Source organism: Burkholderia stabilis (assembly GCF_001742165.1).
Classification (GTDB): Bacteria; Pseudomonadota; Gammaproteobacteria; order Burkholderiales; family Burkholderiaceae; genus Burkholderia; species Burkholderia stabilis.
Window position 1 is genome coordinate 3,155,115 of the sequence record NZ_CP016443.1, and the last position, 24,558, is coordinate 3,179,672.

At 68.1% G+C, this 24,558-nt stretch carries 20 protein-coding genes; 14 read left to right on the forward strand and 6 right to left on the reverse strand.

All coding sequences use genetic code 11. From position 1 onward, the window contains the following. The first annotated feature begins 222 nt into the window (after positions 1-222). The 10 genes from BBJ41_RS31965 (at position 223) to BBJ41_RS32010 (ending at position 12,981) form a co-directional block, all read left to right on the forward strand. Positions 223-1,596: an undecaprenyl-phosphate glucose phosphotransferase gene (locus BBJ41_RS31965; RefSeq protein ID WP_069750473.1), complete on the forward strand. Its 1,374-nt coding sequence runs from the start codon at positions 223-225 to the stop codon at positions 1,594-1,596. Between the two features lie 66 nt (positions 1,597-1,662). Further along, positions 1,663-3,075, forward strand: a complete 1,413-nt coding sequence (locus tag BBJ41_RS31970) for a UDP-glucose dehydrogenase family protein (RefSeq protein WP_069750137.1) — start codon at positions 1,663-1,665, stop codon at positions 3,073-3,075. A 30-nt stretch (positions 3,076-3,105) separates the two neighbouring features. Next, entirely contained in the window at positions 3,106-3,549 is a 444-nt protein-coding gene (locus BBJ41_RS31975) for a low molecular weight protein-tyrosine-phosphatase (protein WP_069750138.1), read from the forward strand. Next, positions 3,543-4,721, forward strand: coding sequence for a polysaccharide biosynthesis/export family protein (locus BBJ41_RS31980; RefSeq protein WP_069750139.1), 1,179 nt, complete (start codon positions 3,543-3,545; stop codon positions 4,719-4,721). The genes BBJ41_RS31975 and BBJ41_RS31980 overlap by 7 nt, the downstream gene beginning before the upstream one ends. Before the next feature lie 50 nt (positions 4,722-4,771). Next, on the forward strand, positions 4,772-6,997 hold the full coding sequence (locus tag BBJ41_RS31985) for a polysaccharide biosynthesis tyrosine autokinase (protein WP_069750140.1): 2,226 nt from the start codon (positions 4,772-4,774) through the stop codon (positions 6,995-6,997). A 22-nt stretch (positions 6,998-7,019) separates the two neighbouring features. After that, complete coding sequence (locus BBJ41_RS31990; protein WP_156814914.1) at positions 7,020-7,970, forward strand: glycosyltransferase family 2 protein; 951 nt, start codon at positions 7,020-7,022, stop codon at positions 7,968-7,970. Between the two features lie 50 nt (positions 7,971-8,020). Continuing rightward, positions 8,021-9,157 (forward strand): glycosyltransferase family 4 protein, encoded by a 1,137-nt coding sequence (locus tag BBJ41_RS31995; RefSeq protein ID WP_069750141.1) that lies wholly within the window; start codon positions 8,021-8,023, stop codon positions 9,155-9,157. A 10-nt stretch (positions 9,158-9,167) separates the two neighbouring features. Beyond that, positions 9,168-10,634, forward strand: a complete 1,467-nt coding sequence (locus BBJ41_RS32000) for an O-antigen ligase family protein (protein WP_069750142.1) — start codon at positions 9,168-9,170, stop codon at positions 10,632-10,634. Further along, positions 10,631-11,815, forward strand: a complete 1,185-nt coding sequence (locus BBJ41_RS32005; RefSeq protein WP_069750143.1) for a glycosyltransferase family 4 protein — start codon at positions 10,631-10,633, stop codon at positions 11,813-11,815. The genes BBJ41_RS32000 and BBJ41_RS32005 overlap by 4 nt, the downstream gene beginning before the upstream one ends. Next, positions 11,815-12,981 carry a glycosyltransferase family 4 protein gene (locus tag BBJ41_RS32010; RefSeq protein WP_069750474.1) on the forward strand — a complete coding sequence of 389 codons (1,167 nt, stop codon included), beginning with the start codon at positions 11,815-11,817 and terminating at the stop codon, positions 12,979-12,981. Before BBJ41_RS32005 ends, BBJ41_RS32010 begins: the two co-directional genes overlap by 1 nt. A 116-nt stretch (positions 12,982-13,097) precedes the next feature. Here the strand turns inward: BBJ41_RS32010 and BBJ41_RS32015 are convergent, their stop codons facing one another. Further along, positions 13,098-14,351, reverse strand: a complete 1,254-nt coding sequence (locus BBJ41_RS32015) for an MFS transporter (RefSeq protein WP_069750144.1) — start codon at positions 14,349-14,351, stop codon at positions 13,098-13,100. 153 nt (positions 14,352-14,504) lie between these two features. On the opposite strand from BBJ41_RS32015, the gene BBJ41_RS32020 reads away from it, so the two are divergent. Beyond that, positions 14,505-14,975 (forward strand): winged helix-turn-helix transcriptional regulator, encoded by a 471-nt coding sequence (locus BBJ41_RS32020; RefSeq protein ID WP_156814915.1) that lies wholly within the window; start codon positions 14,505-14,507, stop codon positions 14,973-14,975. Between the two features lie 68 nt (positions 14,976-15,043). After that, the gene (locus tag BBJ41_RS32025) at positions 15,044-15,979 is read left to right on the forward strand and encodes a hypothetical protein (RefSeq protein WP_069750146.1); all 936 of its coding nucleotides are present in this window, start codon (positions 15,044-15,046) and stop codon (positions 15,977-15,979) included. A gap of 10 nt (positions 15,980-15,989) precedes the next feature. Here the strand turns inward: BBJ41_RS32025 and BBJ41_RS32030 are convergent, their stop codons facing one another. From BBJ41_RS32030 to BBJ41_RS32040, 3 genes are all read right to left on the reverse strand, one after another. After that, positions 15,990-17,429: an MFS transporter gene (locus BBJ41_RS32030; protein WP_069750147.1), complete on the reverse strand. Its 1,440-nt coding sequence runs from the start codon at positions 17,427-17,429 to the stop codon at positions 15,990-15,992. A 216-nt stretch (positions 17,430-17,645) separates the two neighbouring features. Further along, positions 17,646-18,419 (reverse strand): helix-turn-helix transcriptional regulator, encoded by a 774-nt coding sequence (locus tag BBJ41_RS32035; protein ID WP_069750148.1) that lies wholly within the window; start codon positions 18,417-18,419, stop codon positions 17,646-17,648. Positions 18,420-18,445: 26 nt separating this feature from the next. Beyond that, on the reverse strand, positions 18,446-18,787 hold the full coding sequence (locus BBJ41_RS32040) for an FKBP-type peptidyl-prolyl cis-trans isomerase (protein ID WP_006479474.1): 342 nt from the start codon (positions 18,785-18,787) through the stop codon (positions 18,446-18,448). Between the two features lie 581 nt (positions 18,788-19,368). Here BBJ41_RS32040 and BBJ41_RS32045 point away from each other — a divergent pair. Both BBJ41_RS32045 and BBJ41_RS32050 read left to right on the forward strand, forming a co-directional pair. Further along, positions 19,369-20,286: a metal-dependent hydrolase gene (locus BBJ41_RS32045; protein WP_069750475.1), complete on the forward strand. Its 918-nt coding sequence runs from the start codon at positions 19,369-19,371 to the stop codon at positions 20,284-20,286. A 450-nt stretch (positions 20,287-20,736) separates the two neighbouring features. Then, a complete protein-coding gene (locus tag BBJ41_RS32050) occupies positions 20,737-22,218 on the forward strand; it encodes a sigma-54 dependent transcriptional regulator (RefSeq protein WP_069750149.1) in 1,482 nt (493 codons plus the stop codon). Between the two features lie 25 nt (positions 22,219-22,243). Here BBJ41_RS32050 and BBJ41_RS32055 read toward each other — a convergent pair whose 3' ends face one another. Both BBJ41_RS32055 and BBJ41_RS32060 read right to left on the reverse strand, forming a co-directional pair. Beyond that, entirely contained in the window at positions 22,244-22,630 is a 387-nt protein-coding gene (locus BBJ41_RS32055) for a GtrA family protein (RefSeq protein ID WP_069750150.1), read from the reverse strand. 1,115 nt (positions 22,631-23,745) lie between these two features. Beyond that, positions 23,746-24,528 (reverse strand): ABC transporter substrate-binding protein, encoded by a 783-nt coding sequence (locus BBJ41_RS32060; protein WP_069750151.1) that lies wholly within the window; start codon positions 24,526-24,528, stop codon positions 23,746-23,748. Positions 24,529-24,558 lie beyond the last annotated feature (30 nt).

The following is a 24,558-nucleotide window of genomic DNA, read 5'->3' on the forward strand; positions in this document are numbered from 1 at the left end:
AGATTCCGAAAATTTCCCGGATCATGAACGATTCGGGAAAACGTGCCGATTTAATTCAAAAAGATCGCGGCAAGAATTTCCGATTATTTTTCGAAATACTTGTGCGCTTGAGGCGCGATTTTCTTGCCGGTTCAATAGCGTCATGCAACGTTTGAATCGAAGGTGCGGCATGGGCCGCACGAGGAGCTGTTCGGCAAACGCCTGTTCAAAGAGGAAGCAGACATGTTGAGCGTGCTGGCGAGAGTCATCGATATCGCGATGGTCGTGACGGGGGCGCTGATCGCCGCCGCGTTGCACGGCGGCAGTATCTGGCTCAACGACCTGCAGCGTACGACGGTGCTGTTCGACTGCCTGCTCGTCGTCGTGTTCTTTCCCGCGGTCGGCATCTACCAGTCGTGGCGCGGCAAGCGTCTCGTCGGGCTGATGGGGCGCGTCGCGTTCGCGTGGCTCGCGGTCGAGCTCGCGGGCATCCTGATGAGTTTCAGTTTTCATCAGTCGGGCGACCTGTCGCGGTTGTGGCTCGGCTACTGGGCCGTCGCGACGACGACGCTGCTGGCGGGATCGAAGGCGTGCGTGCACGCAGTGCTGCGGCGCTTGCGCCGCGGCGGCTACAACCTGAAGGCGGTGGCGATCGTCGGCGGCACGCCGGCGGCGCGGCGGCTGATCGCGCAGATGCGGGCGCGGCCCGAAGCGGGCTTCAACCCGGTGTGCGTGTACGACGAAGATGCGGCGGCCGGCGACGTGGCGCTCGACGACGTGCGCATCGAGCGGCAGTTCGAATCGCTCGTGTGGCTCGTGCGCAGCCGCGCGATCCGCGAGCTGTGGCTCACGCTGCCGATCTCGGAGGAGCGCCGGATGTACCAGATCGTCACGGTGTTCCGTCATGACTTCGTGAACATCCGCTTCATTCCGGATGTGCGCAGCCTGTCGTTCTTCAACCAGGAAGTGGTCGAGGTGCTCGGCGTGCCGGCGATCAACCTCGCGGCGTCGCCGATCACCGACGTGCGGATCCTGCCGAAGTTCGTGTTCGACCGGCTGTTCGCGCTGGCGGCGCTCGCGATGCTCGCGCCGGTGATGGTGCTGATCGCCGGCCTGATCAAGCTGACGTCGCGCGGGCCGGTGTTCTTCCGCCAGAAGCGCAAGGGCATCGACGGGCACGAGTTCGAGATCTACAAGTTCCGCTCGATGAAGGTGCATCAGGAAGTGGCCGGGCAGGTCACGCAGGCGACCAAGCACGACACGCGCGTGACGCCGGTCGGGCGGTTCCTGCGCCGCACGAGCCTCGACGAGCTGCCGCAGTTCATCAACGTGCTGAAGGGCGAGACGTCGGTCGTCGGCCCGCGCCCGCATGCGCTCGCGCACGACGACATCTACAAGGATCTGGTCAAGGGCTACATGTTCCGCTACCGGATCAAGCCGGGCATCACCGGGTGGGCGCAGATCAACGGCTTTCGCGGCGAGACCGACCAGATCGAGAAGATGATGGGACGCGTGAAGCTCGATCTGTACTACATGCAGAACTGGTCGTTCTGGCTCGACATCAAGATCGTCGCGCTGACGCTCTGGAAAGGCTTCACCGGCAGCAACGCGTACTGACGTCGCGCCGCGCAGGCATTCCGGTTTTACGAATTTCGAATCATTGGTCACGAGGTCCGACACATCATGAATCTGACTATCATCGGCAGCGGTTACGTAGGTCTTGTCACCGGCGCCTGTCTCGCCGACATCGGGCACGACGTGTTCTGTCTCGACGTCGACCAGGCGAAGATCGACATCCTGAACAACGGCGGCGTGCCGATCCACGAGCCGGGCCTCAAGGAAGTCATCGCGCGCAACCGTTCGGCCGGCCGCCTGCGCTTCTCGACCGACGTCGAGGCCGCGGTCGCGCACGGTGACGTGCAGTTCATCGCGGTCGGCACGCCGCCCGACGAGGACGGTTCGGCCGACCTGCAATACGTGCTCGCGGCGGCGCGCAACATCGGCCGCTACATGACAGGCTTCAAGGTGATCGTCGACAAGTCGACGGTGCCGGTCGGCACGGCCGAGCGCGTGCGCGCGGCGGTCGCCGGGGAGCTCGCGAAGCGCGGCGGCGACCAGATGTTCTCGGTCGTGTCGAATCCGGAATTCCTGAAGGAAGGCGCGGCGGTCGACGATTTCACGCGGCCGGACCGCATCGTGATCGGCTGCGACGACGACGTGCCGGGCGAGCGCGCGCGCGAGCTGATGAAGAAGCTGTACGCGCCGTTCAACCGCAACCACGAACGCACGCTGTACATGGACGTGCGTTCGGCCGAATTCACGAAATACGCGGCGAACGCGATGCTCGCGACCCGCATCTCGTTCATGAACGAGCTGGCGAACCTCGCCGACCGCTTCGGTGCGGACATCGAGGCCGTGCGCCGCGGGATCGGCTCCGATCCGCGCATCGGCTATCACTTCCTGTATGCCGGCTGCGGCTACGGCGGCTCGTGCTTCCCGAAGGACGTCGAGGCGCTGATCCGCACGGCCGACGAGCACGGGCAGGCGCTGCAGATCCTGAAAGCGGTGTCGTCGGTCAACGCGACGCAAAAGCGCGTGCTCGCCGACAAGATCGTCGCGCGCTTCGGCGAGGACCTGACGGGCCGCACGTTCGCGATCTGGGGCCTCGCATTCAAGCCGAATACCGACGACATGCGCGAAGCGCCGAGCCGCGAGCTGATCGCCGAGCTGCTGTCGCGCGGCGCGCGCATCGCGGCGTACGACCCGGTCGCGCAGCAGGAGGCGCGCCGCGTGATCGCGCTCGATCTCGCCGATCACCCGAGCTGGCTCGAGCGCCTGACCTTCGTCGACGACGAAGCGCAGGCCGCGCGCGATGCCGACGCGCTCGTGATCGTCACCGAATGGAAGGCGTTCAAGAGCCCCGACTTCGTCGCGCTCGGCCGCCTGTGGAAGTCGCCGGTGATCTTCGACGGCCGCAACCTGTACGAGCCGGAGGCGATGAGCGAGCAGGGCATCGAATACCACCCGATCGGACGGCCGGGCTCGCGCCAGGCCGTCGCCGCCCGCGTGCCGGGCGCTGCGCGCGCGAGCGCGTAACCCGATTCCCGTCACCTGTTACGAGACGCCATGTTCCGGAACATCCTGATCGTCTGCCACGCGAACGTCTGCCGCAGCCCGGCGGCGGAAATGCTGTTCAAGTCGCACGCCGCGTCGCGCGGCGGCCCGCGCCCGACGTTCCACTCGGCCGGCGTTCATGCGAACGACGGCGACGGCATCGATCCGGTGATGCGGCAGTTGCTCGCCGAGCGCGGCGTCGATGCGACGACCCACCGCTCGCGGCGGCTGTCGCGCCGGTTCGTGCGCGACGCCGACCTGATTCTCGTCAGCGAGCGCCGGCAGATCACGGCCGTCGAATCGGTCGATCCGTTCGCGCGCGGCAAGGTCCACCTGCTCGGCAAGTGGGAAGGGGCCGAGATTGCCGACCCGCACGGCGGCCCCGAGGCGGATTACCGCGAGAGCTACTCACTGATCGAACGCCTGGTTCAAGGATGGCTACAGAAACTATGCTGAAACGCCCGATGCGCCCGGTGGCGCTTGCCGTCGCGCTGACGACTTTCCTGTCAGCCTGCGCAACCGCACCCGGCAACTACCTCGACTCGTCGAACCTGAAGGACGAAGGCCGGCAGGAAGCCGCCGAAACCTATCCGGTTCATTACATCGACGCCAAAGTGGTGATGGACCAGCTGCAGAAGGCGCAGGTCGACCATCCGCTGCCGCCGGCACGGTATACCGATCCGTCGCAGTACGTGTACCGCGTCGGCCCGCAGGACATCCTCGGCGTCACGGTCTGGGACCACCCCGAGCTGACGACGCCGCAGGGCCAGTCGTTCTCGAGCGGCGGCAACACCACGCAGACGATCGCGGGCGCGCTGCAGCAACCCTATTCGTCGTCGCTGCCCGGCCAGGCCGATCCTTACGGCCAGACGGTGGCGGCGGACGGCACGATCTTCTTCCCGTTCGTCGGCCGTATCCACGTGGCCGGCAAGACGATCGCGCAGACCCGTGACGAGCTGGCCACGCGTCTTGCACGCTACGTGAAGAATCCGCAGCTCGACGTGCGCGTGCTGTCGTACCGCAGCCAGAAGGTGCAGGTGACGGGCGAGGTGAAGACGCCGGGCCCGCTCGCGATGAGCGACGTGCCGCTGACGCTGGTCGACGCGATCTCGCGCTCGGGCGGCTCGACCACCGACGCCGACCTGCAGCGCGTGCGTCTGACGCGCGACGGCAAGCTCTACACGCTCGACGCGAACGGCGTGCTCGATCGTGGCGACGTGAGGCAGAACGTGATGCTGCAGCAGGGCGACATCGTCAACGTGCCGGACCGCAGCGACAGCCGCGTGTTCATCATGGGCGAGGTCAAGACGCCGGTTACGGTGCCGATGCTCAAGGGCAAGCTGACGATCGCCGACGCGCTGACGGCGGGCGGCGGCATTCTCGACACCGATGCGAACCCGCGCAAGATCTACGTGATGCGCGGCATGCGCGACAACCCGACGAAGCCCGAAGTGTTCCGCCTCGACATGACGCAGCCCGATGCGCTGATGCTGTCGAGCCGCTTCCCGCTTCAGCCGCTCGACGTCGTCTACGTCAGCACGGCTGCCTCGGTGCAGTTCAACCGGGTGCTGCAGCAGGTGCTGCCGACGATCCAGACGATTTTCTACATGAAGCAAATCACGCGCTGATAGCCCGCCGGGGCGGCGCCTCCGCCCCGGCACCACTCAAGCGGGAACGAATGGTGAACACGCAAGCGAAACACTCCTACGCGGATCTGTCCGTGAAAACCGAGGAAGAGGACGTCGTCCTCGGCCAGTTGCTCCAGGTCATCATGGACGACATCTGGCTGCTGCTCGGCATCGCGGTGACGGTCGTCGCGCTCGCCGGCCTCTACTGCTATATCGCGAAGCCGGTGTACCAGGCCGACGTGCACGTGCGGGTCGAGAGCAACGACAACACGTCGCAGGCGCTCACGCAGACGCAGACCGGCGCGACGATCAACACCGGTCCGCAGCAGGCGCAGACCGATGCGGAAATCGAAATCATCAAGAGCCGCGGCGTCGTGTCGCCGGTCGTCGAGCAGTTCAAGCTGAACTTCTCGGTCGTGCCGAAGACGCTGCCGGTAATCGGCAGCCTTGCCGCGCGCGTCGCGACGCCGGGCATGCCGGCCCGGCCGTGGCTCGGCCTGAAGTCGTATGCATGGGGCGGTGAAGTGGCCGACGTCGATTCGATCAGCGTCGTGCCCGCGCTCGAAGGCAAGAAGCTGACGCTGACGGCCGGCCCGAACGACACCTATGCGCTGTCCGACGTGAACGGCGGCCGCCTGCTGTCCGGCAGCGTCGGCGAAACCGCGCAGGGCGGCGGCGTGACGCTGCTCGTGAAGAAGCTCGTCGCGCGCCCGGGCACGCAGTTCACGGTGGTTCGCTACAACGATCTCGACGCGATCAGCGGCTTCCAGGCCGGCATCCAGGTGACCGAGCAGGGCAAGCAGACGGGCGTCGTGCAGATCTCGCTCGAAGGCAAGGACCCGGACCAGACCGCCGCGATCGCGAACGCGCTCGCGCAGTCGTACCTGAACCAGCACGTGGTCGCGAAGCAGGCCGAAGCGACCAAGATGCTCGACTTCCTGAAGGGCGAGGAGCCGCGCCTGAAATCCGACCTCGAACGCGCGGAAGCCGCGCTGACGCAGTACCAGCGCACGTCGGGCTCGATCAACGCGAGCGACGAGGCGAAGGTCTATCTCGAAGGCAGCGTGCAGTACGAGCAGCAGATCGCCGCGCAGCGCCTGCAGCTCGCGTCGCTCGCGCAGCGCTTCACCGATTCGCATCCGATGGTGATCGCCGCGAAGCAACAGCTCGCGGAGCTGCAAAGCGAGAAGGACAAGTACGCGAACCGCTTCCGCAGCCTGCCGGCGACCGAAGTGAAGGCCGTCCAGCTCCAGCGCGACGCGAAGGTCGCGGAGGACATCTACGTGCTGCTGCTGAACCGCGTGCAGGAGCTGTCGGTGCAGAAGGCCGGCACGGGCGGCAACATCCACCTCGTCGATTCGGCGCTGCGCCCGGGCGATCCGGTCAAGCCGAAGAAGGTGCTGATCCTGTCGGCCGCGGTGTTCCTCGGGCTGATCCTCGGCACGGGCGTCGTGTTCCTGCGCCGCAACATGTTCCAGGGCATCGAGGACCCGGATCGCATCGAGCGCGCGTTCAACCTGCCGCTGTACGGGCTGGTGCCGCAAAGCGCCGAACAGGTGAAGCTCGACGCAATGGCCGAGAAGAGCGGCGGCCGTGCGCGGCCGATCCTCGCGAGCCTGCGTCCGAAGGATCTGAGCGTCGAGAGCCTGCGCAGCCTGCGCACCGCGATGCAGTTCGCGATGATGGACGCGAAGAACCGCGTGATCGTGCTGACCGGCCCGACGCCGGGCATCGGCAAGAGCTTCCTGACGGTCAACCTCGCGGTGCTGCTCGCGCATTCGGGCAAGCGCGTGCTGCTGATCGACGCCGACATGCGCCGCGGCCTGCTCGACCGCTACTTCGGCCTCACGTTGCAGCCGGGTTTGTCCGAGCTGCTGAGCGACCAGTCGGCGCTCGAGGACGCGATCCGCGAGACGCCGGTGCAGGGCCTGTCGTTCATCTCGGCCGGCACGCGCCCGCCGAATCCGTCGGAGCTGCTGATGTCGACGCGCCTGCCGCAATACCTCGAAGGGCTCGGCAAGCGCTACGACATCGTGCTGATCGATTCGCCGCCGGTGCTGGCGGTGACCGACGCGACGATCATCGGCCGCATGGCCGGTGCCACGTTCCTGGTGCTGCGCTCGGGCATGCATACCGAAGGCGAGATCGCCGACGCGATCAAGCGCCTGCGCACCGCGGGCGTCGATCTGGAAGGCGGGATCTTCAACGGCGTGCCGCCGAAGGCGCGCGGCTACGGCCGCGGTTATGCGGCCGTGCATGAATACCTGAGCGCCTGAGCGGCCGACAGGAGAACCAACGATGAAAATTTCCGTGCTCGTTCCGACCTACCGGCGTCCCGCCGACCTCGCGCGCTGCCTGCTGGCGTTGCAGCGGCAGCATCGGCTGCCCGACGAGGTGATCGTCGTCGCGCGCCCGGAGGACGACGCCACGCACGAACGGCTCGCCGATCCGGCGGTCGGCGGCGCGCTGCCGCTGCGCATCGTGCCGGTCGACGTGCCGGGGCAGGTCGCCGCGCTGAACAAGGGGCTCGACTCCGCGCACGGCGACATCGTCGCGATCACCGACGACGATGCGGCGCCGCATCCCGACTGGCTCGCGCGCGTCGAGTCGGCGTTCCTGGCCGATCCGCGCGTCGGCGCGGTGGGCGGGCGCGACTGGGTCCACGAGAAGGGCCGCGTGCTCGACGAGTCGCGCGAGCTGGTCGGCCAGCTCACGCTGTCCGGCAAGATCGTCGGCAATCATCACCTCGGCGTCGGCGGCGCACGCGAAGTCGACATGCTGAAAGGCGCGAACATGAGCTACCGGCGCGCCGCGATCGAACGGCTGCGCTTCGACACGCGGCTGCGCGGCGCCGGCGCGCAGGTGCACAACGACATGGGATTCAGCATGCATGTGCAGCGCGAGGGCTGGAAGCTCGTCTACGACCCGGCGATCGCGGTCGATCATTTTCCGGCCGAACGCTTCGACGACGACCGGCGCGATGCCGCGTCGCTGAATGCGATCAGCAACGGCGCGTACAACCTGCATCTGATCCTGCGCGAACATCTGCCGCCGGTGCGGCGCGAGATCGCCTGGTGGTGGTGGACGCTGGTCGGCACGCGCGTCTACCCGGGCGTCGCGCACGTGCTGCTGTCGCTGCATACGGCGAAGCGAGACCGGACCCGCGAGCACTGGCGCGCGGTGCGGCGCGGCGCACGCGATGCCCGCCGCGCGAACCTTGCCCCCACCGCGCGGCGATGCCGCCGGTGACGTCTTGAACGGGCTGCGCGCCTCGCGCGCGGTCATCCCGGAGGGCACGAATGACCCCGACCCAAGTTCACGTTCACCTGTTTTACGGCGCAGATCCGCGCACCTACCGGAAAGGCGAGAACATCGGCTGCCTGTACGGCTATCACCATGCCGAATCCGACGAATTCCGGCTGTCCTATTCGCAGGACGGCGGCGAGAGCCGCGTCGCGAGCCTCGCGCGCCGCGCGCTGAAGGCGGCGCTCGGTTTCGACGTCGTGCATGCATGGCGCAACCGCGCCGCGCTGCTGAACACCGACGTGATCTGGACGCACACCGAGCAGGAGCATCTCGCCGCGTCGCTGATCCTGAAGCTCGCTGGCGCGCAGGGCAGGCGCCCGCTGCTGCTCGCGCAGAGCGTGTGGCTGTTCGACAAGTGGGGCAGTTTCGGCGGCCCGCGCCGCTGGCTGTACCGCAAGCTGCTCGCGCGCGCCGACGCGCTGACCACGCTCGCGCGCGACAACGCCGAGCTGTGCCGCCGTTATCTCGGGCGCGACGCCGAATTCGTCTACTACGGGCTGAACACGCAGGACTTTCCGATCACCGAGCCGCAACAATGGCGGCCGAACCGGCCGCTGCGGATCGCGGCGATCGGCAACGATCGCGATCGCGATTGGCGCACGTTCCTCGCCGCGTTCGGCGGCGACGCGCGCTACGACGTGCGGCTCGCGACGCGCCGCCGCGTGCCGCGCGAATGGCATGCGCCGAACGTGAAGATCGGTTCGGCGTCGGGGCTTGCAAAGCAGCACGAGCTGTATGCATGGGCCGACGTGATCGTCGTGCCGCTGCGGCCGAACTTCCACGCGTCGGGCATCACCGTGATGCTCGAGGCGGCGGCGGTCGGCAAGCCGATGATCGTGTCCGACGTCGGCGGCCTCAGCGACTACTTTCCGCACGATACGGCCGCCTACGTGCCGGCGTTCGATGCGCAGGCGATGCGCCAGGCCGCCGATCGTTTCGTTGCCGATCCGGCAGCGGCGCTCGATTGCGCGCGGGCTGCCACCGCGTGCCTGCGCGAGCGCGACCTGACCACGCAGGCGTTTGCCGAGCAGCACGTGCGGATCACGCGCGACATGCTACGCCGGCGCCGGACGCCGGCGGCCGCGGGCCTTTCGATGCCGCTCGCGGATTCGCGTCCGTCGTCGCGGTGAGTGCGGATCGATGAGTACGATTGCCGCCGAACGCGCCCCGTCGCGCAGCCGCAGCTGGTTGCCCGAACCGAAACACTGGGTCGGGCAGGCCGGGCTGTGGACTTTCACGGCCGCGCTGATCGCCATTCACCAGGGCAAGGTGCTGACGCTCGCGTTTCCGGTGCTGGCCATCGCGGTCGGCATCTGGCTGTATTTCAAGAGCCCGGCGCGTTATGTCGGCTTCATGTGGTGGGTGTGGTTCCTGAGCCCGGAAGTGCGGCGTCTGGCCGACTGGTCGAAAGGCGCGTTCACGCCGACGAGCCTGATCCAGGTCGCGCCGCTCGCGGTGACGATGATCGCCGGCCTCGGGCTGATCCGGCATTACCGCGTGCTCGCGCAGCGGCGCGGGATTCCGATTCTGCTGATGCTGTTCGGGCTCACGTACGCGTACCTCGTCGGGATCGTGTCGAGCGGCGTGATGGCCGCGACCTACGATCTCGCGAACTGGGTGTACCCGGTGCTGATCGGTTTTCACATCATGGTCAACGCGCGCGACTATCCCGAGTACCGCGACGTGCTGCTGTCCACCTTCATGTGGGGCATGCTCGTGATGGGCCTGTACGGCGTCGTGCAGTACTTCGTGATGCCGCAGTGGGACGTGCTGTGGATGATCGGCTCGGACATGGGTTCGCAGGGCGAGCCGGTGCCGTACGGCGTGCGCGTGTTCAGCACGATGAACTCGTCGGGGCCGTTCGCGTTCGCGATGATGGGCGCGCTGGTGTTCGTGCTCGCGGCGCCGCAGAAGATCCGCTGGTTCGCCGGGGCGGCCGGCTTCGTGTCGTTCGCGCTGTGTCTCGTGCGCTCGACGTGGGGCGGCTGGGTGATCGCGCTCGCGATCCAGCTCGCGCAGTCGAACAACCGCGTGCGGATGCGCATTCTGATCAGCGGCGTCGTGCTGGTCGGCCTGTGCGTGCCGCTGCTGACCGTCGGGCCGGTCGCCGACCGTCTCGGCGCGCGCTTGCAGTCGATCACGAACCTGAAGGACGACCGCAGCTACGACGACCGCAACAAGTTCTACGCGACCTTCGCGCAGACGGCGTTCACCGACGTCGCCGGCGAAGGGATGGGCGCGACGGGCGCGTCGACGAAGCTGTCGAGCGACAGCGGCGAGCTCGGCAAGTACGGCAGCTTCGACAGCGGCGTGATGAACGTGCCGTTCGTGCTCGGCTGGCCCGGCACGCTGCTGTACCTCGCCGGCGTCGTGATGCTGTTCGGCCGCACGTTGCGCGCGGCGTTCAGGCTGCGCAAGGACAAGTTCGTCGGCGCGTGCCTGAGCCTGTGCCTGTCGACGTTCGCGATGCTCGTGTTCACGAACTCGCTGATCGGCACGGGCGGCCTGCTGATGTTCACGGCCATTTTTTCGATACTTTCCGCGGCGCACTGGCAGAAGGCGCAACGCCTGCTGGGCGCCGCGCATTCACGGGGAGGCGACCATTGAGAATCGCGATCGTCACGCATGTCGTGCGACATAACGACGGGCAGGGCCGCGTCAATTACGAAATCGCGCGCGCGGCGCTGGCCGAGCACTACGAAGTCACGCTGGTTGCGTCGCACGTCGCGCCCGAGCTGCTGGCCGACCCGCGCGTGCGCTGGGTGCCCGTGAAGGTCGGGCGCTTCTGGCCGTCGAATCTCGTCAAGCAGCAGGTGTTCGCGCTGAAGAGCGCGTGGTGGCTGCGCACGCACCGCGACGAGTACGACGTGCTGCACGTGAACGGCTTCATCTCGTGGATCAAGGCCGACGTGAACACCGCGCACTTCGTGCACGGCGGCTGGTTCAGGAGCCCGTACTATCCGTTTGGGCTCGCGAAAGGGCTGTGGTCCGCCTATCAATACATTTATACGCGCGTGAACACCGTGCTCGAACGCTGGGCGTACCGGCGTTCGCGCGCGATCACGGCCGTCTCGCAGAAGGTGGCCGACGAGATCGCCGCGCTCGGCATCGACAGCCGCAAGATCAGCGTGATCTACAACGGCGTCGACGCCAGCGCGTTCGCGGGCGCGCAGGCCGACCGCGCGGCGTTCAAGCTGCCGGACGATGCGTTCCTGCTGCTGTTCGTCGGCGACCTGCGCACGCCGCGCAAGAACCTCGGCACGGTGCTGAAGGCGCTGACGAAGCTGCCGGCCAACGTTCATCTGGCGGTGGCCGGGTATCTGCCCGGCAGCCCGTATCCGGAAGAGGCGCGCGCGCTCGGCATCGATGCGCGCGTGCATTTCCTCGGCCTGGTGAAAAACATGCCGACGCTGATGCGCTCGGTCGACGCGTATGTGTTCCCGTCGCGCTACGAAGCGATGAGCCTGTCTCTGCTGGAGGCGATGGCGGCCGGGCTGCCGGTGGTCACCGCGCGCACGGCCGGCGGCGCGGAGATCATCACGCGCGAGTGCGGGATCGTGCTGGAGGACCCGGACGATCCGGCCGCGCTCGCGCAGGCGATCGGCTCGCTCGCGGCATCGCGCGACACCTGTCGCGCGATGGGCGACGCGGCCCGCGAACTGATGACCCGTTTCGGCTGGGCGCATATGGGCGCCCAGTACATCGCGCTCTACCGGCGCATCGGCCAACCCCCGCAGCCGTCCGCTTTCGAGCGGGTCGAGCATGCAGTCACGCAGGAGCAAACGTGATGTCCCAATCTTCCCGGCCGATCAAATCGTTGCAGATCGGCATGCACTGGTTCCCCGAACGCGCGGGCGGCCTCGACCGGATGTACTACTCGCTCGTCGGTGCGCTGCCGGGCGCGGGCGTCGAGGTGCGCGGGCTCGTCGCGGGCTCGCCGAAGGTCGCCGACGACACGGGCGGCGCGATCCAGGGCTTCGGTCCCGCGTCGGAGCCGCTCGCGCGCCGGATGCTCGCCGCGCGGCGCGCGCTGCGCGAGGAGATCCGCAGCGAGCGGCCGGACGTGATCTCGTCGCACTTCGCGCTGTACACGTTCCCGGGCCTCGACGTGACGCGCGGGATTCCGCAGGTGTCGCACTTCCAGGGGCCGTGGGCCGACGAAAGCCAGGTCGAGGGCGCCGCGTCGCTCGGGCAGCGCGCGAAGCGCTATCTCGAACAGGCCGTCTATACGCGCTCGTCGCGGCTGATCGTGCTGTCGCAGGCGTTCGGCCAGATCCTGACGAACCGCTACGGGATCGACCCGTCGCGCGTGCGCGTGATTCCCGGCTGCGTCGACACCGCGCAGTTCGATACGCCGCTCACGCCCGCCGAGGCGCGGCACAAGCTGCAACTGCCGCAGGACCGGCCGATCGTGCTGGCCGTGCGCCGGCTCGTGCGGCGCATGGGGCTCGAGGACCTGATCGACGCGATCGGTCTTCTCAAGCATCGTCACCCGGACGTGCTGTTGCTGATCGCCGGCAAGGGCAAGATCGCCGAGGAACTGCAGCAGCGCATCGATGCGGCGGGGCTGCAGGACAACGTGAAGCTGCTCGGTTTCGTGCCCGACCATCATCTCGCGGCGCTGTACCGCGCGGCGACGGTCAGCGTCGTGCCGACGGTCGCGCTCGAAGGCTTCGGGCTGATTACCGTGGAATCGCTCGCATCCGGCACGCCGGTGCTGGTCACGCCGGTCGGCGGGTTGCCGGAGGCGGTCGCCGGGTTGTCGGACGATCTCGTGCTGCCGTCGACCGGCGCGGACGCGATCGCGGAAGGGCTCGGCGCCGCGCTGTCGGGCGCGATCGCGTTGCCCGACGAAGCCGCGTGCAAGCGTTACGCGCGCGATCATTTCGACAACGCGGTGATCGCGCGGCGCGTCGCCGATGTGTACGAAGAGGCGATCCAGATCGCGGGCTGAGCCCCAGCGGCGCGCATTGCGCGCGCCGAACCGGTGTCGTGCGTGGCCGGTTCGCGCGCCGGCTGCCCGAAGCGGGTAGCCGGGTTTCCCCATCCGATTTTCCCCGCCCGGGCGCGTCACGCGCGCCTGAGCGTCGCGGCCCATACGCCGAGGGCAGCAAGGCTCACGACCGCGCCTAGCGCGCAGACGCCCGTCCATCCGGCGCGCGCATACATCATCGTCGACGCAATCGCGCCGAGCCCGCTGCCGGCCGAGTAGAACAGCATGTAGCAGCCGACGAGGCGCGCGTGCGCGTCGGGTCGCGCGCCGAGAATCATGCTCTGGTTGACGACGTGGACGGCCTGCCCGCCGACGTCGAGCAACACGATGCCGACGATCAGCAGCGCGATCGACGTATTGCCGAACGCAAGCGGCAGCCACGAGCACGCGAGCAGCGCGAGCGCGGCGCCGGTCGTCGCTTCGCCGCGCCCGCGATCCGCGAGCCGGCCCGCACGCGTGGCCGCCGCCGCGCCCAGTGCGCCGACGAGGCCGAACGCGCCGATCTGCGTATGCGACATCGAATGCGGCGGCGCGCTCAGCGGCAGCACGAGCGCACTCCAGAAGATGCTGAATGCCGCGAACATCAGCAGCGCGATCGCGCCGCGCACGCGCAGCACGCGTTCGTTGCGCAGCAGTGCCGCCATCGATCGCAGCAGCGCCGCGTAGCCGATGCGTTCGCGCGGTTCGGCCGTATCGGGCAACAGCCGCGACAGCACGACGAGCATTGCGATCGCGAGTACGCCCGAGACGAGATAGACGGCGCGCCAGCCGGCGATGTCGGTGACGACGCCGGCCAGCGAACGCGCGGCCAGCAGCCCGATCACGACGCCGCCCTGTGCGGCGCCCACCACGCGCCCACGCTCGCCGGCGCCCGCGAGCGCAGCCGAGCACGCGATCAGTCCTTGCGTCATTGCAGTGCCGAGCAGGCCGACCGCGACCATCCCCGCCAGCAGCGCGATGCGCGTCGACGATGCGGCCACGCCGATGCAGGCCGCCGTCAGCAGCAGAAGCTGCACGGCGATCAGGCGCTTGCGGTTCAGCAGGTCGCCGAGCGGCACGACGAACAGCAGCGCGAGCGCGCAGCCGAGCTGCGTGGCGGTGATGACGCCGCCGACGGCCGCCTGCGACACGCCGAAATCCCGCGCAATCGAGTCGAGCAGCGGCTGCGCGTAGTAGACGTTCGCGACGCTCGCGGCGCAGCAGACGGCCAGCAGCGCGACGCGTGCGGAAGACAGGCGGCCGTCGCCGGCTGGATGTGCCGCATGCGTCTGCGTATTCGACGCGGTCGGCCCGTTCGACGCAACGGCGCCGGAATGACAGGAAGACTCCATGGGTTTCCTCGCACAAAGTAGTTGCAATTTGAAACTGGTGTGAGTGTAGGAAAAGTAGTTTTAAAATGCAACCTGTTGTGCGGCGGGCGACGGGCTCGCGCACGGATGGGCGGCGCTGCCATGAAGGCGGCCGGCTCGACTGCGGAGAGGAATATGGCCAGGCAGAAAAGTCTTGCGGATTCGCCGTGCCCGGTGGCGCGGGCGACCGATATCGTCGGCGATCGCTGGGCGCTGCTGATCGTGCGCGATGCGTTCGACGGCGTGCGCCGGTTCGGCGATTTTCGCGCGAGCCTCGGCGTTGCGAGCAACATCCTGTCCGACCGGCTCAGGATGCTGGTGGACGCGGGCGTGTTCGACGTCGTGCCGGCGTCGGACGGCACCGCGTATCAGGAGTACGCGCTGACCAAAAAGGGCGAAGGGTTGTTTCCGGTCATCGTGATGCTGCGGCAGTGGGGCGAGGCGAACCTGTTCGCGCGCGGCGAGCCGCATTCGGTGCTGGTCGACCGCAGCACGGGGCGCGCGATCCGCAAGCTCGCGCTGCGGCACGACGACGGCCGGCCCGTAAAAGCGGCCGAGACGGTCGTGAGGAAGATCGGCGACGAAGCGGGCGCGACGCGACGGTGAGCGTCATGCGCGGCGGCCGCGCCGTCGGCTAGACTGGCGCGATCGTCGTCGCTCGGAGCCGCATCGCCATGTCCCATCCGCTGGATTCTGCCGGTTATCGGCGTCTTCTCGACCTGCAGCGCCGCCTTCACGCGTACAACGAGCGCGAAGGCGCCGAGGACGGGCGCGACCACACGGATCCGGCGGAACCGCTGTGGTTGACGGATTTCAACCACGTGAGCGTCGCGCCGATGCGGGCCGGGCTGCATGTGCGGTACTTCGGCGCCGCGTGGGAGGAGCCGCTCGAGTGGACGCTGCAATGTCTTGCCGAACCGGATGTCGCCGGCGTCGTGACCGATCTGGCGTTCAGCGGCCCCGACGAAGGGGCGAACGGCACGCGCGAATGGGATTTCGGCCTGCTGCTCGATTCGGATGCGCGTTTCCCGATGCTGCGTTCGCTGTACGTCAGGCCGACCGAGCCGGCCGATCACAACATGTCGATGATCGTGCGCCGCGACCTGATCATGCAGGAGGGCGGCGAGATTGCCCGTTTCGTCGCGAAGGCGCCGTTTCTCGCCGAGCTGACGGTGCCGAATGCGCCGGACGCGCATTTCTTCGAAACACCGTTTCCCCATCTGAGCCGGCTGCGCATCGGCGGCGGATACGACACGCAGCAGTTCATCGATCACCTGGCCGGCAGCGACAACCTGGCGTCGCTCGGTTCGCTCGATTTCTCCGAATCGACGGCGTTGCACTCCACCTGGAAGCGCGAGCGCGAAGCCGGCAGCGTGACGTCGTTCGAAGCTTACGAGCGCTTGCTGAAGAGCCGCGCCGGACAACGGCTCCACACGCTGACCCTGAGAAATACCTGTCTCGATCTGGCGGAACTCGAAGCGCTGCATGCACTGCATCCGCGGCTTCAATTCATGGTGATCCAGGCCGGCACCGGCGGCTACGTGAGTCATTTCAAGCGCAACGTATTTCCGTGGCGCCACCTGATTCAGCGCGACCCCGGCGAAGCGTGAGCGAGCCGGCTCATTCGGCGGTCCGCACCGCCTGACGGGTGGCCGATGCGCCGCGATGCGCATCGGGCCGGACGAGCGTCGCGAGCAGTGCGGCCGCGGCCAGCAGCGCGACCGACACGGCCGTTTCGATCCGCAGCCCGCTGACGACCTGCGACGCACCGCCGCCACCGGCGAGTGCGCCGAACGCGGCGACGCCCATTGCGCCGCCTGCCTGCCGCGCGGTATTCAGCACGGCCGACGCGATGCCGGCCCGCTCGGGCGCGACCGACGCGAGCACGGCGGTCGTCATCGCCGGCACCGCGAACCCCATTCCCGACGGAATCAGCAGGAACGGCACGAGCAGGACGGCCAGCGGCGTCGACGCATCGACGAAGTGCAGCGATCCGTAGCCGAGTGCGGCGACGAGCGCGCCCGCCAGCATCGGCGCGCGCGGGCCGTGACGCGCGACGACCCGGCCGCTCGCGAGATTCGACAGCAGGAAGCCGCCGGTCAGCGGCAGGAACGCGAGGCCAGCCTGCAACGCTGATTCGCCGCGTGCGCGCTGCAGGTAAAGCGCGAGCACGAACACGGTGCCGTAGTACGTGAGATTCACGCAGATCCCGAACAACACGGCCGCGCTGAAGGTGCGATGGCGGAACAGCGACAGCGGCAGCATCGGCGTGGCCGTGCGCGATTCCACCGCGACGAATGCGAGCGCGGCCAGCGCCGCCAGCGCGAAACCGCCCGCGACGACCGGATGCGCGAAACCGAGCGGGCGCCATTCGATCACCGCGCCGGTCAGCGCGGTCAGCATCGCGATCGCGATGAGCTGGCCGCGCAGGTCGAGCGCACGAGCGGGGCGGGGCGGTGCGGCCGCCTCGCGGCGCGCGGGCACCCACGCCAACGCGGCTGCGAGCCCCGCCGCGCACAGCGGCAGGTTGACGAGGAAGATGCCGCGCCAGCCCCAGGCGGCGATCAGCAGCCCGCCGACGACCGGGCCGGCCGCGATCGAGATCGACCCGGCGGCCGTCCACCCGCCGACGGCGCGTGCGCGCAGGTGCGGGTCATGCCGGCAAGAGTCGTTGAGCAGTGCGAGCGAATTCGGCAGCATCGCGGCGGCGCCGACGCCCTGCAGCGCGCGGGCCGCGATCAGCATCGCGGGCGAGACGGCGGCGCCGCACGCGAGCGATGCGAGCGCGAACAGCACGAGGCCCGCGACGTACAGCCGGCGCGCGCCGAAACGGTCGCCGAGCGCGCCGCCCGACAGCATCAGCACTGCGAACGCGAGCGTGTACGCATCGACGACCCACTGCAGGCCGGCGACCGGCAGATGCAGGTCGCCGGCGAGATGCGCGAGCGCGATGTTGACGATCGTCACGTCGAGTTGCGTGACGACAAAACCGATGCTCACGGTCGCGACGACGCGGGTGAGCGCGGGCGGGAAGGCGGAGGAGGGTGTGGTCGTATCCATGCACCCATCGTAGGGCGCGATGGATGGGCGATGTTTCAGCGGGACGTGAAGCGTCGATACGCGCGATGCGATGCGAGGCGGTCGGGCTGCGTGCGGGAAAGTAGCGGGAAAGAAGCAGGAAAGAAGCGGGAAGAATGAATGCTGCGACCGGATCGGCGCGTTTATCCGAACCGCGCGGCTATGCGCGTTGGCGTGTGTTCACGCAGACGGCCTCGTTCAATGCCGCTCGCCGCGCCAGCGGCCCGGCGCGATGCCGAAGCGCTTCGTAAACGCGTGCGTGAACGTGCTTTGATCCGCGAAACCGACCATACCCGCGATATCGACGAGCGGATGCCGGCCGTCGGCGAGCAGCACGACGGCGGCGTCGAGCCGCAGCCGCTGCAGGTAGCGATGCGGTGTTTCGCCGAACGCGTCGACGAACAGTTGATGAAACCGGCGCATCCCGTAGCCGCAGTGCGCGGCGAGATCGGCGATGCGCAGCGGCTCGGCGAGCCGCGCGCGCAGCCAGCGGTCGATACGCGCGAAATCGAGGCCCGACTCGGGCGCGGCGATGCCGGCGTCGTCGAGCAGCGCGCCGCACAGGCGCGCGGCGGCCTGCCACTGGAAACGATGCGCGGCGGCCTGCAGCGCGTCGCCGGCCGGCGCATCGAGTTGCGCGGCCGCCGCCGCGACCTGCGCGACGAGCGACGTCAGCGCCGGATCGATGTCCACCGCGCGTGCACGGTCGAACAACCGCTGCGGCACCGCGAGCGACGCGGCGGGAAGGTCGATCACGAGCTGGCGGTTGTCGCCGAGGCCCGCGTAATCATGGCGCGCGCCGGCCGGAATCAGCCAGGCCGCGTGCCGGTCGATGCGCTGGCCGATCCCGTCCACCGCCATCACCATCGCGCCATCGACGCCGAGCACGACCTGGTGGAAGTCGTGCACGTCCGACGCTTCGCACGTGTCGTAGCGGCGCAGCGCGATGGCGGGGGAGGCGATGCGTTCCATCGGAAGGAAACCGGCCGGCGGTGTCGTCAGACGTCGAGCAGTTCGACTTCGAACACGAGCGTCGCGTTCGGCGGAATCACGCCGCCTGCGCCGCGCGGGCCGTAGCCGAGTTGCGGCGGGATCGTCAGGCGACGCACGCCGCCGACCTTCATGCCCTGCACGCCTTCGTCCCAGCCCTTGATGACCATGCCGCCGCCGAGCACGAACGCGAACGGGTCGTTGCGGTCCTTGCTCGAATCGAATTTCTGACCGTCGGTCAGCCAGCCCGTGTAGTGGACGCTGACGGTCTTGCCGGCTTGCGCTTCAGCGCCGGTGCCTTCGGTCAGGTCTTCGTATTTGAGGCCCGACTCGGTCGTGATGACAGACATGACTTCTCCTGAAAGAGGTTGGGTAAAACCGCTATTGTAGGCGAGCGCGCAGCGGGCCGTCGCACGTGGCTTTCACCCGCCGGCACGGGTATCGGGGACGCCTGCGGGATGTCGCGCGCGTGATTGCCGAAAACGCGAATGGAACGCGCGTTTGAATTTTTCTCGGGCCGCGCAACCGGGGTTGCACCATGCGAGTGCGCCGCGCGTATGAATCGATGCCGCCGACGCGGTTTGCCGCTTGCCGCGCGCCACCGCCGGATTCCGTGAAACGCTTGTCGTGCGGGACTTTCGCGCCGGTCGAAAAGCACGGCGCCGACCGTCGCGCATCGTTCGCGAGCCGTCACCGGCGTTCGAATCATGACCGCTCCGGGCGACGTTCGAGCGCCGTTTTTTCCGCCTTTCCGACCATGCCCTGTTTGGAAGCGCGCATCTACCGCGCGGCTTGCGCGCGCCGACGCGCGCGGCCTATCTTTACAGCTGTCGATGTCAAGATTTTGGCGGTGCGCGACGCGCCGCCCGGGCCTGCGCCGGCGGCGTCGGATGACGCGCCGGGCCGTGCCGGAACAAGGAGAAAGATGAACATGAAGTCAGCCGCTTCCGCCACCGCAGCCGAGATCATGCCGGTGCGCCGCGACCTGCGTTTCGACCTGCCGGTCGAACGCGCGAAGGACTGGCATGGCCTCGGGTCGCACGTCACCCATTTCTTCAACGCGCTGTCGCTGCTGTTCCCGGCCGGCGAGCGCTTCTTCATGGATTCGGTGCGCAATTACCGCGACCGGATCGACGATCCCGTGCTGAAGCAGCAGGTCCTCGGCTTCATCGGCCAGGAAGCGATGCACACGCGCGAGCACGTCGAATACAACGAGCTGATGCAGGCGAACCGCTTGCCCGCTCGCAAGCTCGACAAGCGCGTGTGGGCGGTGCTCGGCTACATGAAGCGCAAGCTGCCGCATTCGGTGCAGCTCGCGCATACGGTCGCGGCGGAGCACTACACGGCGATGCTCGCCGACTGGATCCTGCGCGACCCGACGCGCCTCGAAGGTTCGGTCGAAGGTTATCGCCAGATGTGGGTATGGCACGCGCTCGAGGAAACCGAGCACAAGGCCGTGTCGTTCGACGTATGGAACGCCGCGATGAAACCGGGGCTGCGTCGCTACCTGATCCGCATCGGCGTGTACCTGCTGACCACGCTGACGTTCTGGCCGACCGTGTTCCTGATGCATGTGACGCTGCTGTGGCGCGATCGCGATGCCAGGCATCACGTGCGCGGCATGCTGCGGATGATCGCGTTCCTGTACGGGCCGCGCCGCGGGCTGTTCCCGCGCATCATGGGCGAATGGCTGAGCTTTTTCCGGCCGGGCTTCCATCCGTGGGATCACGACAACCGCCACCATCTCGCGCGGGTCGACGCGCTCGTCGCCGCCTATGGCGAATCCGGCGGCACGTCGGCCGGCCGGGGCCGCGCGAACGCGCTGGCGCCGCTCGCGTCGGGCCGATGACGTAACCGCCGCGCGGCGACGCGCGGGGCCGGATCGAACCCGTTGCGTTCGAGCATCAGTCGGGTTTATCCGACGATTGACCGAAGTCAACCGGAACCGGTTGCGCGGGCATGCGTCTGTCCGGCCGAACGGCCGCGCAGGCGCTTTTCTGCGAGCGGGTTTGGCGTGCGCCGGAGCGCACCCGCGCACTGCGCGCCAGCACCGGCGCGGCTTTGCGCGCAGCGCGCGCATCCGTTCCGGCTTCGCGCCGTGCATGCCACCGGGATAACACCCATCTAGCCGCAGGGCCGCGGTATCGATATACCGTTCATGACAGTGTCCGTCCCGGCGCGATTCATGCGCAGGGGGATTTTATTCGGACGGAAATGCGGCCAATATGTCGGTTCGATCTCGGTCGTCGTACACGGCGGCGAGCCGGCGCACGATACCAACGCCAAGCGGGGAACAACGATGGTTGCAAGGTCACCCGACGCAAACGGGCAGGCGGCGCCCGAGACGGCGCACGTGTCCGTCACCGCTCCCGAGGCCGGGCGCAAGCTGTTCGTGATCATGCGTTCGCCCGACGAACCGCTGCTGGCGCAACTGCGCGGGCTCGGCTGGGAGATCGCGGTCTCGAAAACGGCCGGCGCCGCGCAGAACATGACGTCGGGCGTGAGCGTCGCGGCCGGCCTGGTCGATTTCACGGGGTTCACGTCGCGCGACTATCCGGCGCTGAAGGCGTGCCTGAGCCAGCCGGCGATCGGCTGGATTTCCATCGCGCAGGCCGGCATCACGATCACGCCCGCCGTGCGCGAGCTGATCCGCAGCTACTGTTTCGATTACGTGACGCTGCCGCTACCCTACGAATGGATTTCGCACGTGCTCGGCCATGCGCGCGGGATGGCCGCGCTCGATCGCGTCGACGGCGCCGCGTATGCGGCGTCGATCGGCGAGCACGGGATGATCGGCAACTGCGAGGCGATGCAGCAGTTGTTCAGCACGATCCGCAAGGTCGCGAAGACCGACGCCAGCGTGTTCATCTCGGGCGAGTCGGGCACCGGCAAGGAACTGACGGCGCTCGCGATTCACGAGCGTTCCGTCCGCGGCAAGGGGCCGTTCGTCGCAATCAACTGCGGCGCGATTCCGCATCACCTGCTGCAGTCGGAACTGTTCGGCTACGAGCGCGGTGCGTTCACCGGCGCGAACCAGCGGCGCGCGGGCCGGATCGAGTCGGCGAACGGCGGCACGCTGTTCCTCGACGAAATCGGCGACATGCCGGTCGAAAGCCAGGCGAGCCTGCTGCGCTTCCTGCAGGAAGGGAAGATCGAGCGGCTCGGCGGGCAGGAATCGATCTCCGTTGACGTGCGGATCATCTCGGCGACGCACGTGGATCTCGACGGCGCGGTCGAGACCGGGCGCTTCCGCGCGGATCTCTATCACCGCCTGTGCGTGCTGCGCATCCACGAGCCGCCGCTGCGCGCGCGCGGCAAGGACATCGACATCCTCGCGCACTACGTGCTGCAGAAATACAAGGCCGACAGCGGCCGCAAGATCAGCGGCTTCACGTCGGCCGCGCTCGATGCGATGCGGCGCTACGAATGGCCCGGCAACGTGCGTGAACTGATCAACCGCGTGCGGCGCGCGATCGTGATGGCGGAGAGCCGGCTGTTGACGCCGCACGATCTCGGGCTCGAGACGCCGGGCGAGACCGAACCCGTGACGCTCGAACAGGCGAGGGCGCTCGCCGAGCGCACCGCGATCGAGAACGCGCTGCTGCGCAACGATCACCGGATCAACAAGGCCGCTGCCGAACTCGGCATCTCGCGCGTGACGCTGTACCGGATGATGATCGAGCACGGGCTCAACGATCACGACAACAACGGCGGGAACGGCGACAACGGCGGGCACGACGGCGCGCCGTCCGGCGACGCGGGGCATCAGCGGGTCGGCTGAGCCGCGTGCGACGTGCTGAACCGGTTCAGCGATAGGTCCAGAGCCGGTGCAGCACGAACGTGACGGGTGGCACGCACAGCACGACCGCGACGACGCTCCATGCGCGCGCGAGCCCGAGTGTCTCGGTGCCATGCGCGAGCAGCATCGTGACGACGAGGCCGGCCATCGCGACCGCGAGAAAGCGCGCGAAATTGCCCCAGGTCGCGCGCGACGAAAAACTCCACAGCGTGTTGGCGAGATACGAGAACGCGGTCGAGCACACGAACGCGGCCGCGTTCGCGATCACGGGCGTCGCGTCGAACAGCGCGAACATCGCGGCCGCGATCAGCGCATGCAGGCCGGTCGAGCAGAGGCCCGATACGCCGAAGCGGATCAGTCTGGCGCGTTCGGCGGCATAGAGGGTGCGGATCATCGGCGGCGGTCGGGCGGGCAATGGGGTGTCGCGCGGTGCGCGTCGGTTGCGCAGTATAGCCGTGCGATCGGCTGCCGGATCGGGCGGGGCGATGGCCCGGCGGTCTGGCGATCGCCGATTCGGCAAGCGGACGACCTGCGGCCCGCGCGTGCCCGCCAGCATGTAAAGCGCATGAAACATTTCGCCCCGCGAACCCCGCGAATTCGCGCGTCAAACCGGGCCGAACGGCCGGGTGCCCGTCGGTAAAAATTCCGCGCTCCATTGTTCAGTCTTGTCCGGCAAGGCTCCGCCGCCGCGCGCCCGAAGCACGTCACGTGCCGCACGTATCAGTTTCGCAACGTCCGGCGTTCTGCACCCGTTCCGGCCGTCAGTCGAAGCGGCCAGGCCCTTGTCCGGACGGGCTTGCGCGAAGCTGGCCCGCTCCTTGCGAATGAGGGCGTGCGAAAGTCGACGACGCGAGGTCCTTTCGGTCCGGCAGCGAACCCTGTCGGTACCGGCCAGGACGCAGTCCGCGGGGATGCGGCGGCGGAGCGCGGCGCAGCAGCCGCGTTCCGGCGAGCACGGAGCGTCGTCGCCTGATCGTCGGGGCGCCGGCGTTGTCCGGTTGCCGGAACAAGCACACAGACTGAAAACGGGGTAGAAAAATGATCGATCACCACACGCCGCGGCAAGCAGGCCGCGATCGCAGTGATCCGGGGCATCGCCGATCGGACGTCGCACTTGCAGCCGGCCGGCATGCCTCGACAGGCCATCTCTCCGCCCCCGGCGCGAGGCGGATCCGGCTGGTTGCCGGTCATCCGCGCCGGGTCGGCACTTTCCTGCACGCCAACCCGATCCGCAAGGGCATGTGCACGCGGGCGCCGGTACCTCGACGCCCGATCTTCGCGTATTGACTGAATGACCGAAGTCGCGCGGCAACCGTTCGCGTTGCCGGTCGTTCGCGAGAACGATCGGTCTGCAATCCGAACGGTGTGTGAAGCGTCGTGCCGCGCGTGCGACGGATGATGAAGCCGATGCGATGGCAAACGGCGCAATGCCGTTGCCGTCCTGCGGTCAGGGGAGGGGCGGTCGGACGCGCGCGACGGGTGTTGCGCCCGTACGCGCGCGACGCCGTTTCAACTGCCGTAGATGTCGAAGTCGAAGTACTTCGACGCGAGCCGCTTGTAGGTGCCGTCCTTGACCATGTCGAGGATCGCCTGGTCGATCTTCGCCTTCAGGTCGGTGTCTTCCTTGCGCAGCCCGATGCCGGCGCCGATGCCGAGCACCTTCTCGTCGACGAGCTCGGGCCCGACGAACGCGTAGTTCGCGCCGCGCGGTGATTTCAGGAAACCGATCGCGGCCTGCACTTCGTCCTGGAGCGCCGCGTCGAGGCGGCCCGAGGTCAGGTCCGCGTACACGCCGTCCTGGTTCTGGTACGACACGACGTTCGCGCCTTGCTTGCCCCAGTACGCCTTCGCGTACGTTTCCTGCGTCGTGCCCTGCTCGACGCCGATCGACTTGCCCTTCAGCGATTCGGCCGTCGGCAGCAGCGGCGACCCCTTCTTCACGACGAGCCGCGTCGGCTGGTTGTAGATCTTCGTCGTGAAGCCGATCTGCTGAGCGCGCTGCGGCGTGATCGACATCGACGACAGCACGGCATCGAACTTCTTCGCCTTCAGCGCCGGAATCATCCCGTCGAAATCGTTCTCGAGCCACACGCACTTCGCCTTCAGGCGCGCGCAGATCTCGTTGCCGAGGTCGATGTCGAAACCGACGAGCTTGCCGTCGGGCGCCTTCGACTCGAACGGCGCGTAGCTGGCATCGGTGCCGAAGCGGATCGTGGTCCAGTCCTTCGCGACGGCGGGGCCTGCGGATACCGCGAGCAGGGCGATCGAAACAGCGGCAATCAGTCTCTTCATGGTGCGTTCCTTGGCGGGGTGCTTCCGGTT